General features: G+C 45.1%; 11 protein-coding genes. 1 reads left to right on the top strand and 10 read right to left on the bottom strand.

What is annotated here, in order from left to right; genetic code table 11:
• Positions 1-38 precede the first annotated feature (38 nt).
• The 3 genes from PP178_RS12430 to PP178_RS12420 all read right to left on the bottom strand — a co-directional run bounded on the left by PP178_RS12430 (position 39) and on the right by PP178_RS12420 (position 2,523).
• Positions 39-1,103: an acyltransferase family protein gene (locus PP178_RS12430; RefSeq protein WP_272594679.1), complete on the bottom strand. Its 1,065-nt coding sequence runs from the start codon at positions 1,101-1,103 to the stop codon at positions 39-41.
• A 198-nt stretch (positions 1,104-1,301) separates the two neighbouring features.
• Complete coding sequence (locus PP178_RS12425; RefSeq protein WP_272594678.1) at positions 1,302-1,658, bottom strand: hypothetical protein; 357 nt, start codon at positions 1,656-1,658, stop codon at positions 1,302-1,304.
• Between the two features lie 724 nt (positions 1,659-2,382).
• Positions 2,383-2,523 (bottom strand): hypothetical protein, encoded by a 141-nt coding sequence (locus PP178_RS12420; RefSeq protein ID WP_272594677.1) that lies wholly within the window; start codon positions 2,521-2,523, stop codon positions 2,383-2,385.
• Between the two features lie 212 nt (positions 2,524-2,735).
• On the opposite strand from PP178_RS12420, the gene PP178_RS12415 reads away from it, so the two are divergent.
• On the top strand, positions 2,736-4,136 hold the full coding sequence (locus PP178_RS12415; protein ID WP_272594676.1) for an exonuclease domain-containing protein: 1,401 nt from the start codon (positions 2,736-2,738) through the stop codon (positions 4,134-4,136).
• A gap of 38 nt (positions 4,137-4,174) precedes the next feature.
• Here PP178_RS12415 and PP178_RS12410 read toward each other — a convergent pair whose 3' ends face one another.
• From PP178_RS12410 to PP178_RS12380, 7 genes are all read right to left on the bottom strand, one after another.
• Complete coding sequence (locus PP178_RS12410) at positions 4,175-4,567, bottom strand: four helix bundle protein (RefSeq protein WP_272594675.1); 393 nt, start codon at positions 4,565-4,567, stop codon at positions 4,175-4,177.
• A gap of 233 nt (positions 4,568-4,800) precedes the next feature.
• Positions 4,801-4,980, bottom strand: coding sequence for a hypothetical protein (locus PP178_RS12405; protein ID WP_272594674.1), 180 nt, complete (start codon positions 4,978-4,980; stop codon positions 4,801-4,803).
• A 193-nt stretch (positions 4,981-5,173) separates the two neighbouring features.
• Positions 5,174-6,583 (bottom strand): MBL fold metallo-hydrolase, encoded by a 1,410-nt coding sequence (locus tag PP178_RS12400; RefSeq protein ID WP_272594673.1) that lies wholly within the window; start codon positions 6,581-6,583, stop codon positions 5,174-5,176.
• A 58-nt stretch (positions 6,584-6,641) separates the two neighbouring features.
• Positions 6,642-8,372, bottom strand: a complete 1,731-nt coding sequence (locus PP178_RS12395; protein ID WP_272594672.1) for a SulP family inorganic anion transporter — start codon at positions 8,370-8,372, stop codon at positions 6,642-6,644.
• A gap of 52 nt (positions 8,373-8,424) precedes the next feature.
• Positions 8,425-9,060, bottom strand: a complete 636-nt coding sequence (locus tag PP178_RS12390) for a Crp/Fnr family transcriptional regulator (protein WP_272594671.1) — start codon at positions 9,058-9,060, stop codon at positions 8,425-8,427.
• Positions 9,047-9,853, bottom strand: coding sequence for an aldose epimerase family protein (locus PP178_RS12385; RefSeq protein ID WP_272594670.1), 807 nt, complete (start codon positions 9,851-9,853; stop codon positions 9,047-9,049). Before PP178_RS12385 ends, PP178_RS12390 begins: the two co-directional genes overlap by 14 nt.
• Positions 9,853-11,157, bottom strand: coding sequence for a M20/M25/M40 family metallo-hydrolase (locus PP178_RS12380; RefSeq protein WP_272594669.1), 1,305 nt, complete (start codon positions 11,155-11,157; stop codon positions 9,853-9,855). The genes PP178_RS12385 and PP178_RS12380 overlap by 1 nt, the downstream gene beginning before the upstream one ends.
• Positions 11,158-12,223: the final 1,066 nt, after the last annotated feature.

The following is a 12,223-nucleotide window of genomic DNA, read 5'->3' as shown; positions in this document are numbered from 1 at the left end:
TCGGAATATGTTCGCTGGTAATATTCTATTTGACGGCTTCAACTACCTACAAGGTAGCGACTGTGACGTGGAAACAGATATTGCACAATCAGGGTTAATCCCAGAGATACTAATAGGACTATTGCAGAGTTAAACAGATATAATAGAAAAGATCCTTCTGGCAATTGGTAATAACCATAAGACTGCAGTCGGTTTAAAAGTCCCACAAATGGACCATGGATAAAGAAAATCCCAAAACTACAGGACGCTACCCTATCCAAGAAAGGCCAATGCCTGTCTTCAAAACGGTGTAGCCATACCATAAAAAAGAAACAGAGGCCTAATTTCTGAGGTAACATTAGGTCAATACCCTCTAATACCAGGGGATCCTTAAAAGAATTCCCAATTTGCCCAAATAATACCTGGAGCAGGGCCAATCCAATGCAGGCCGAAAGTATGTAAAATTCTTTCCCCTGCAGCGATCTGTAAATATCTTTTTTCTTAATAGAAGCGAGCATTCCCACCAAGTAGACCGGAACATAATAAATTACGGAATGCCATACATCCACTGCGGTGTTATAAGCCGGACGGTGGATAAAAAGTGCTACTATCAAAAGTACCGCGGTTATTGCCAGCTGCGAGCGTAAGGGAATTCGCAGGAATCTTATGAAAACCGGTGAAAGAGCAAACATTACCAGGATAAAAGGAATATACCAATAAGAAATGATCCGAAAGCCGGTCAGGTAATATTTCAGGAAGGGGATGGCATATTTCTGATCCCACCCCTCACCGGCCGGGGCAAAATAGCTCTGAGGATGAGTGCTGGCGAGGTTTTCATTAATTACCAGGAACAGAATGGGGAGCATGGCCATCACCAGGTATGGAAATAAGACAAACTTTACCTTTTTTTTCAAAAAGCTTTTGAGCTCGAAATTCATAAAGAAGACATGATGGAAAAGAAAACCCGATATAAAAACAAAAAGGGCAGTACCCCCCTTGGTCAGGTTATAGACCACTTGCCCGGCCAAGCTGTTGTACTCAAAGTTTGATATATGGAAACAATGGCCTGCCACAATGATAATAATGGCAATAGCCCTGAAATTGTTCAAGGAATTTAAAAACATTGGACTGGGGGAATTTTACGGGCGTGAAGATAAGGATATTTTTTGGCCCTAAGTTCGAGGCCTGCCTGCAGCCCGTCCGACCATCACGGGCTGGCTGGTAAATTTGCAGACCACCTGCTCGTCAAAAATGCCGACTCGGTAGGTAAATTAGCAGTGTTATATAAAAAATCATTTCCCACAGAGCACACTACTACGATATCAATAAGTCAATGCCTGCTTTTTCTTCCTCCTAGAAACCCCGGTAAAAATATCAATTACTACACCCGTTGTAATACCACCTAGAACTGTAGCTCCTAAATCAGCGTTATCCCACCCATTATAATTTTTTTGGTCAATAGCTTCCTTAGCCACACCAATAAGCAGACTTGCAGCTACAGAACCGGTAAAAGTCCAAAACCTATTATGGTCAGATAGTTCAGAGGCTATAAATGCTCCTCCAGCCCCAGCCACCACACCCGCTGAAAAATGTAATACCTTATCCTGTTCCAATTGTGCATATGACCTAGCAAATATTAAAAAGAAAAAGAGACTCAATACTGTTATTATTCTGCTCATAGATTATTCTTAATTTCCTTTTAAAAATACGATTGGACTATAAAATTAAATTAATTAGAGCGAAGGAGTGAATTTTTGAGAGAGATTTGCAAATAACCAGGAAAGAGTGAGTAGTTCAGACAAAATTAGACCGACACCCTCAAAGATGTGAACCCATTCCCCCAACAGATTCACGACCTTAATATTGGATATCGGTCTCAAAATTGTATTTCAAAAATTTTTTGGCACACCACTATAATTCAAGAAATCATGAGGAAAAATTTTCGCGAACATAGAATATATTCCCTTAATTGAGCACATATTTTCCTCTGAACGGTTCAATTTAACAGTTAAACGGTGATTTTGTAGTACTTTTCCGATAGCTAATTTTCATAATCGCATTTACGCCCCATTTTGATTATGAAGCTAATAGCCGTTTTTAACAATTTCACCCTTCAATACATCATCTTGATGATACAATGCTTATCATGTAGGATTATTCTTGCGAAAATTAGCGATGAATTCTCGATGAACGGCGTAATGGTTTGAGTTTGCCTCCGGGAGGGTTTAGTGTTTGGAGTTTGAGGTTTGGGGTTTGGGGTTTGGAGTTTGGGGTTTGGGGTTTGGAGTTTGGGGTTTGGGGTTCGGGGTTTGGGGTTTGGGGTTTGCAGACAGGAGTATGGAGGCCAGGGGTATAATATTGTTTGACGGCATGACCGTGTCCCGGAGTTACGATATTACCTCATCACCTGCTATCACGATTCCGCCCAATCTTCCGAAGAATAACCTTAGCCCCCCTCCACATATAAGGAGCGAGCATCATGATGATCAGGATAAGGCACAGCAATGCCAGGAAAACACCGATGTATTCTTGAAGCGTTAACATTGTTATTGGTTGGCAACCCAGGGGGGAATATCATGCTGGTCAGGTATGACAGGGTTTTTGTTTAACGTTGCCGAAAATAGAAAAAATAGCCGAAATAGCTAGATATCAATGCATAAAAACTAGCAATTCTCTAAATTCGATAGTTTTTTCGCAATGAATATGTAAGTGAGAAAACGGTTTTGTAAGAATTTAAAATTCGTTAAACGTGGAGAATGACCTATCTTTGCGAGGTTCAGCAGCCTTCATTCGTGTATACCATCATCGACATAGAGACTACCGGGAACGGGATACGGGGAAACCGTATAACCGAGATCTCCATCTTCAGGCATAACGGCCAAGAGATCACGGAAAAATTCACCTCCCTGGTAAATCCACAATGCCCTATCCCGGCTTTTATCACCGGGCTTACCGGCATCGATAACGATATGGTGCGCAACGCCCCTACCCTGCAGGAGATCGTACCCCAGATTCAGGAAATCACCAAGGACAGCATCTTCGTGGCCCATAGCGTGAATTTCGACTACTACGTGATCAAAAATGAATTCAAAGACCTGGGACTGGATTTTACAAGGAAACGGCTCTGTACGGTCCGCCTGTCACGGAAAATTTTTCCAGGTTACAGCTCTTACAGCCTAGGTAAACTCTGCGCCTCCATGGGTATCCCGCTGCAGAATCGCCACCGGGCCGAGGGCGATGCCCATGCCACCGTATTGCTCTTTGAAAAGATATTGGGACGGGAAGAATCCGGTTCCGTGATCAAGAATTTCCTCAATGCCCGTTCACAAGAGGCCACCATGCCCCCTGGCCTGTCCAAAGCAACCTACGATAAACTACCCACCCAGGCCGGGATCTATATATTTAAGGACGGCAAAGGCAAGATCCTCTATGTAGGCAAGGCTATTAACATCAAGAAAAGAGTTCTCTCTCACTTCTACGATAAATCGGACAACGAAGTGCGGCTATGCCGGGAGACGGCACATATCGACTTTGAATGCTCAGGGAACGAATTACTGGCCCTGCTGATGGAATCGGCCGCCATTAAAAAACATTACCCGCCCTTTAACCGGGCACAGAAACGCAACATTGTTCCTTACAGCATTTTCTGCTATGAAGACCGTCTTGGCATTAAACACCTGGCCTTTAACAAAACCAAACTGGTACCCGTACCCCTGGTGACCCTGTACAGTACCACGGACTGCCGGCTGTTCCTGGAACAACTCTGCAAAGACTTCCGGCTTTGCCCTAAATACTGTCATTTGCAGGAAAACGTCAGCCGGTGCTCCCACTTCCGCATCCCGGAATGTGAAGGGATCTGCCGTGATGAAGAATCCGTTGCGGACTACAATCTCAAAGTAGAGACAGCCATTACCGCTATGCAATCCGATTCGCAAGACCTACTGATCCGTGAAAAAGGCCGTAACCCGGAAGAAGATGCCTTTATACTGATACAGCAAGGGCAGTACACCGGATACGGGTTTATCCCTAAAGACAGTAGCGTACACTCCTTTGAGGACCTCCTAGCATACCACAGCCCGCAGAAGAACACTATTGAGACGGAGAGGTTGGTGAGGAGTTATTTACTTAAGCATCCGGACAAAGCGGTTGCTTTGTAGTTTGGGGTTTGGGGTTTGGGGTTTATGAATTGAATAGGCTATTTAAATTTTTGTCCTCTTATATTCGACTTTCTCAGATATTTCATGAATGCATGAAGCTTCTTAGATTCTTGAAGCGCTAATCCATTCATTTCATTAAATACATTTATCTCCACGTATCCCTTATCCAGAGCTCTATACAGCTGTGATCTGAATTCTTCACAGGAACCTTTTGCTATACTCAAGAAGTGAATTAATTCTTTCGTACCCTCTCTGCCAAATCCCTCTGCAATATTATCCATTACTGATCCTGCACTGCGTTCAATCTGATGACGCAATACCTGATCATATTTAAGTTGAGAATTTTTAATCAAATTGTCGAGGAGTACATTGAGCTTCCTGGAAATTCTCCATACTTCTAAATCCTCAAAACAGCTAACACTATTCTTCATTTTCCTTTTTTAAACAAAGAAAAAGCCAGGAACTGCAACAAAAAAACAGTGAAGAATTTTAAAGATTAGGACGTTGGATTGATATTTTACAAACCTCAAACTCCAAACTCCAAACCGCTCAAATAATTGAGCTTGGTTTATTTATTTGAGCTTCCGGTACATCTGTATAACAAACACCAGCCAGACCATGAAGACTATGGTCACAACAATGGAATATCCGAGTATAAAGTCCATTACCGATGTTTTTTAAGGTAAATCATAAACCCTAAAATGGTGGGAGCCCAGAGTCCAACAAATATGGCATCGAGCTTATTACCCCGGAAAAACATGATTTCGGAAACGACAATGATGGAGATCACCAACAGCAACATCACTAAGTTCAGTCCGCCAATACCCTTTATAAAATCGCGCATGCAATGGTTTTAGCTAGAAAATTATAAAGCAATCCCATATTAATTCATGTACCCTTTGGGAATTATGATTTATTTAACAATTGCAAATTACTTAAAAGGCAATGAATTTGAGCAGAAAGCTGTTAAAAAATTTAACGTTATAAGATAAAAAAACGCCCCTATAGGGGCGCTGTTATAACTTCATTATCAAGCCTTAAACAGAAGTACTGCATTGTGAATCCGTCACTTGCATTCCGCCTGCTTTCATGGCCCCGAAACCTCCTGCGATATCAATCAGGTTGTGGATACCACGGCTCTTCAGAATCGAAGCTGCGATAACGGAGCGATATCCACCGGCGCAGTGGACATAAAAGGTTTCTTCTGAAGGGTAATCCTTCATAAACCTGTTCAGGTCGGACAGCGGTGTATTGGTCGCACCTTCTAAATGGCTGTTCTCGTATTCGCTCTCCTTCCGGACGTCAAAAACCGGTTTAGAATCTGTTTGCAGATCCTTTTTAACGGCTTCTACAGGCATGGAACTAATGGTATCTACTTCTTTACCGGAAGCTATCCAGGCCTCGACCCCACCTTTCAGGAATCCGAGGGTATGGTCAAAACCTACGCGGCTTAATCTTGTTACGGTCTCTTCTTCTTTCCCTTCGGGAGCAACCAGCAATATCGGTTGTTTTACATCTGCGATCAGGGCTCCGACCCATGGTGCAAAATCACCGTTCAGCCCGATAAAAAGCGAACGTGGAATATGTCCTTTTACAAATTCTTCCTGGTGACGTACATCGAGTACTATAGCCCCGGTCTCGTTTACCGCTTCTTCAAAATCGTCCGGGCTAAAAGCCGTATTACCACGCTCCAGTACTTCCCCGATATCCTCGTATCCTTCTTTATTCATTTTTACGTTCAGCGGGAAGTATTTTGGCGGGGGCAGCAGTCCTTCTGTCACCTCAGCAACAAATTCCTCCTTGCTCATATCCGCACGCAGTGCGTAGTTCATTTTCTTCTGGTTCCCGAGGGTATCCACGGTCTCCTTCATCATATTCTTACCACATGCAGAACCGGCACCATGGGCAGGGTAAACGATCACCTCATCGGCAAGTGGCATAATCTTGTTGCGAAGGCTGTCGTATAGAAGTCCGGCCAGGTCTTCTTTGGTCATGGTGGCGGATTTCTGTGCAAGGTCCGGTCTTCCAACATCCCCCAGGAAAAGGGTATCCCCTGAGAAGATTGCATGATCTTTCCCCTGTTCATCTTTTAACAGGTAAGTAGTACTTTCCATGGTGTGACCGGGCGTATGCAGGGCTGTTATGGTCACCGCCCCTAATTGGAATACCTGCCCGTCCTCGGCGATAATCGCCTCGAAACTCGGGTTTGCCTGCGGGCCGTATACAATGGGTGCCCCACTCTCTTTTGCCAGGGTCACATGACCACTGACAAAATCGGCATGAAAATGTGTTTCAAAAATATACTTGATCTCAGCACCGTTCTTCCTGGCGCGCTGCAGGTAGGGCTCTACCTCTCGTAGCGGGTCGATAATTGCCGCTTCCCCTTCGCTTTCTATATAATAAGCTCCCTGGGCAAGGCATCCTGTGTAGATCTGTTCTATATGCATGATGATTGTTGTTTTCTAATGACAAAAGTACATTAATTAGGTCAGTTGCCGTGTAACCTTAGTTACCCTTTCCCTTACGCTGGTAAGCAATACGCTCCTGTAATTCGGTAGTCGTATGTTTCTTATCGTAGTAATCCACTGCCTCCTGAATTCGCAGGAAGAGATGTTCCTTCGGAAGTTTATCTATGATCCCACTGTTGAAAATAATATCACGTGTGGGTCCTATGGCACCGGACATATAGAAGGTGATATTTTTCGCGTTCATCTCGTTGATCATCTGTATGAGCATGGATGTTGCGGAGGAGTCGATATAATTAATGGCCTCGGCATTCAGGATCACACATTGCAGTTCCTTGCCTTTATTCCTGATAAACCGTCCCAACTCCTTTTTAAAGTAATTTTTATTGCCAAAGAATAATTGCCCGTCAAAACGGACGATCAGCAGGTCTGGTCGTAATTCCACATCCGCGGAAAAGCGATCTACGTTCTTATAATATTCCGAATTCTTGATGCGTCCTAGTACGGCGAAATGGGGTTTAGAGGTACGGTACAGCATCAGTATGAGTGAAAACAGAACGCCCAATACGATACCCTGCAAAATGCCCATGAACAGGGTAGCCAGGAAGGTGGCCAGCAGCAGGTAGAATTCATCGCGTTGGTGTTTCCAGAGTTCACTAGGGTAGTTAATTTCTATGAGCCCGACTACAGACACCATGATAATGGCGGCCAGTATAGCGTTGGGCAGGAAGTAAAAGATGGGTGTGAGGAATAGCAGGGTAAGGATCACCAGGACAGATCCGAACACCAGGGACAATAAAGTTTGTGCCCCTGATTTGTAATTTATCGCTGTCCTGGAAAAACTCGCGGTAACCGTATAGGACTGGAAAAAAGAACCAACGATATTTGCAGAACCTAGAGCGATCAGTTCCTTGTTGGGATTAACCGTATCCCGGTTGTTCTTTTCCTCTAGTGATTGGGCTATAGAGATAGCCTGGGTAAAACCGATGATGGCCAGGGTTATGGCAGTAGGAAATAGTTGTTGAACGTATTTCAGTCGGAATGAAGGCATGTTAAAAGAAGGTAATCCTTCAGGGATAGCTCCCACAACGGACACCCCGTAATCTATCCAATCAAAAGCAGAAGCACCGATGATCGCCAGGACCACTACGATCAGGATACCGGGAATCCTGGGGACAAATTTACGCAGCAGCGCTATGGCCACAATGGCAACCAGCCCGATGATCAAGGTAAAAATATGTGTATCCGGGACACTTTTGAGGCTTTCGATGAAGGTGTTTACAAAATCGGCACGGGAGGCTACCTCTGTTCCCAGCAGGTGTTTTAATTGGCTGAAAATTATGATGATGGCTGCGGCAGATGTAAAGCCGCTGATTACCGGTCTTGACAGGAAATTAACCAGGAAACCCATTCGTGAGATTCCCAGTATAAACTGTATGGCCCCTACCATAAAAGTAAGTAGAATGGCCAGGGCGATATAGTTCTCAATCCCATTGATAGACAAAGCTCCAAGACCCGAAGCAAGTAAAATAGAATCCATGGCCACCGGGCCTACTCCAAGCTGCCTGGAAGTACCTAAAATGGCATAGACAATAATAGGAAATACAGCCGCGTATAAACCATATACCGGGGACAGGCCCGCAATCATGGCATAAGCCATTCCTTGTGGAATCAGGACGATACCAATGGTCAGGCCCGCAAGTAGGTCTTTAGGAAGGTCTTTCTTCTTGTAGGAACCCAACCACTCCAGGATGGGAAAAACTTTTTGCATGAGCCAAAGTTAGTATTTAATCTACAACCCCTTGTAACAGTAGTTACAATCTCTAAAGGCTTAGGACGGTCATCTGGTTACGTCCAAGCCGGATCTTTCCTTCTTTTTCCATTTGCTTAAGAATCCTGGAAACAACCACCCTGGAGGTATGAAGATCATTAGCCACCTGCTGATGGGTTGTCTTCACTGTAGCATCATGGGTCACCATGGCTTTATCCTTCAGGTATTTAAGTAAGCGTTCTTCCATATTCATGAAGGCCACGGTATCTACAGCATCGAGCAATTCCATCATGCGAGAATGGTAACTATCCAGGATAAAGCGTCTCCAGCTCTGGTACTCGGCCATCCATATTTCCATCTGAGACACCGGGAGCATCAGGAGATGGGCATCCGTTTCTGCAACCGCCCTGATCTCGCTATTCTTCTGGCCCATACAGCAACTAAGCGTCATGGCACAGGTGTCCCCATGCTCTATGAAGTATAGCAGTAGTTCTTCCCCTTCTTTATCTTCACGCAGTATTTTAATGGCCCCGTTAAGCACCAGGGGAATATGTAGCAGTGGCTGACCGATATCCATCAGCACCTCTCCTTCCTTCACCTTTTTTTCCACAGCGACGGAGGCTATAGCCTGCATTAATCCAGGCTCAAATATTCCCTCGTACTTATTTTTAAATTCAGCGGGGAGCATCTGGCGAGCTTTGAAGGATTCTTGGTAATAATCTTATATAGAATTCGCGCTTTTCCTCACCCAGTTTAACCATGCCTTCTGCCAGGTTCTCCTGTGAAACAGCATAGGGATAAAACATAATGGGCTCCAGGCATACCATATTTTCAACCTCTGTCCAGCACATGAAATGACCAAAACCCTGGGTTTTTATAGTGATGTGTTCGGCATCCTGCAGGGTTACCGTTTGACAGTTGGGTATTTCCAGGGCGCGACTCCCGGCATCCAAGATGGTTTTTAAAGGGATCTCTTTGTCTCCTGCCAGAACAACCGGGCTATGGGTATATAATTTAAATGCGGGGTGATATCCCAGCATAAATGGCATATCCGCCTCCCCTTCTACGGTTAGTTTGATTTCCAGTCCCTCCCTCAAAAGCCGGAACTGCTTGGTAAACCGGAATTCATAGGGCCACCGCAGCCATTCGGCTGTAGACTTGACCGGGAATTTCGAATTGCGCACCCAGGCACCAGCGTCATACGACTTAGAAAAGATCAGCTGATGTTCGTCCTGGCTTTCCAGGGTGTAAGGAAGCTCCCTTAAAAGACCATGTTGGTCCTGGGCGGCTTCTCCCCTGGGGGTAGCCACTTTGAAGCCTGCTTCATCTGTCGGACCTATAATAGGAAACATTTCTGTATCGGATTGCCGCCAGCCGGGGCTTCCCTTTTGATGAATGTATTCGTGTCCTTCAACTTCGTATCCTACCAGCTCACCACGGTCTACTCGGACCAGCTGTGAGCCTACCTTTAGTTCGATCATTACTTTTGGTTTATCAGCCTGTAAATTAATAAAGCGGTTCTTTGCGTCAGGGCTTCCATGGTCTTCAGGTTTACGGTTTCTTCCGGGGTGTGCGCCCCGGAGCCCATGGTACCCAGCCCGTCTAGGCAGGCCACGTACTCAGCGACGAAAGATACATCCGCTGCACCTCTCCTGCCGGGGTCATAAGCCAATACTTCGCCTTGTCCCAAATCCCGACTCACCTCGTTGAGTGTTTCCAGGAGTTCATAGTTTTCTTCTGTAGGCCCCATAGCCGGGTAACTATCCGTAAAAGTGATGGTTGCTGAAGTCTGTGGCAGGTTTCGCGAAACAACTTCCCGCATCTTTTCCCTTGCTGATTCTTTCTGTTCCTCGGAAATAAATCGCAATCCGCCTTTTACCATGGCCGTCTGGGCCACTACATTACTCTTTCCAAAAGCTTCACCTTTCCCAGTTGTAGGGTCATAATCTATAAATGTGCCCCCCACCAGGATCCCCGGGTTAAAAGTCAGGAATTCCTCACCCTTAACTTCTTCGTAAAAGCCATTCAGAATTCGGCTCATTTCAAAAATAGCGCCTGCCCCGGTGCGGTCACTGAATACCCCTGAGGAATGGGCTCTTTTCCCGCTGGTCTTCACTTCCCAGCCTGAAGATCCTCGCCTGGCCACGGTGGCGTAGTTAAACCCGGTAGAGGTTTCAAACCCCAGGGCTACGTCACTTCGCTTTGCAGCCTCGATGAGATCTCTCCTGCTCAGTTCTAAGGGGTCGCCTGTATCTTCTTCATCGCCTGTAAAGGCAGCGATAATCTGGGCATCTTTGAGCAGACCGTTCTCCTGTAGTGCCTTCAACGCATAGAGAATAATCACGTTCCCGCCTTTCATATCGTTCCCCCCGGGTGCATGTGCCAGGCTGTCATTGATGCGTTTAAATTCCTGGAAGGGACTGTCTTCTTCAAAAACGGTGTCCAGGTGCCCGATCAGCAATAGTTTTTTGCCTTTAGACCCGGAAGTTTCCGCAAAGAGGTGTCCTGCTCTTTTCATTTCTTCAGGCATAGGGATCCAATTCGTCCGGAACCCGATCTCATCAAAGGCAGATTTAAAGACCATACCAACTTCTTCTACACCTTCTGTATTAAAAGTACCGCTGTTGATATTCACCACTTTCTCCAGGAAGGCAATCGCTTCGTCATTATTCTGGCTGACGGATTGAACTATTTTCTTTTCTGCCCTGGAGAGTTTTTGGGCATTCAGTGGAGCAATGGCCAATAGCAGGCACAGGAACGGAGTGGTCAATAATGTTTTATTCATTCAGCAGAAGTGTTTTATGGTTGTTAAAGAGCAATGCGTTTGTCAGCACAAGGCTGATATATGATTATATATTCGAATATAAGAAAAAGGATGGGTTATGGTTCGAGGTTTGAGGTTCGAAGTTCGAGGTTCGAGGTTTGGACCTAGCCTACTGTAGTCAGTTTATTCGAGCAGATATTTAGCTATAAATACTATGCCAAGCGCTAGAGCACAGTAACCCTGTAACCTTTTAACCTTGTCCCTATATCCCTTTGTCCCTTTGTACCTTTGTACCTATGTACCTATGTACCTATGTAACTGTGTCCCTTTGTAACCAAACCCACTGCAAGCATCCTGCAGTGTAAATCTTTATCTTAAGCTCGGGGCGGGGTCATAAACCCCCTAGGGGTCGTTTGAGGTTTGAAGTTCGAGGTTCGAGGTTCGAGGTTCGAGGTTTGGACCTAGCCTACTGTAGTCAGTTTATTCGAGCAGATATTTAGCTATAAATACTAGGCCAAGCGCTAGAGCACAGTAACCCTGTAACCTTTTAACCTTGTCCCTATGTACCTTTGTACCTATGTCCCTTTGTACCTATGTAACTGTGTCCCATTATACCCAAACCCACTGCAAGCTTCCTGCAGTGTAAATCTTTATCTTAGACTCGGGGAGGGGTCATAGGCCCCCTCGGGGTCGTTTGAGGTTTGAGGTTTGAAGTTCGAAGTTCGAGGTTTGAGGTTCGAAGATTACAGTTTGCTGTCTGTAGTTCTTTTTGTCACTTTGCCTCTCTACCCTTATATAACAAAACACCTAAGTAACGATATACCCGTTCCCCTGTGTCCCTATGTACCTATGTCCCTTTGTACCTATGTCCCTTTGTACCTGTGTCCCATTGTACCCAAACCCACTGCAAGCTTTCTGCAGTCAAAGGATGTATTTTTTATCCGGGGAGGGATTTAGCATCCCCCTCCATACTCATACCCTCATCCTTATTATTTCGTAAAAGAATTTCCGCAGCCCTGCCTTCCCGACCAGCAGATCTGTTTCTGCGATAAAGTGCACCTCAAAACTACCATAAACTGTTATTGAA

The organism is Zeaxanthinibacter sp. PT1 (genome assembly GCF_028464225.1).
GTDB lineage: Bacteria > Bacteroidota > Bacteroidia > Flavobacteriales > Flavobacteriaceae > Zeaxanthinibacter.
The sequence above is the reverse complement of the archived record's forward strand: the minus strand, read 5'-3'. Positions and strand labels throughout refer to the sequence as shown.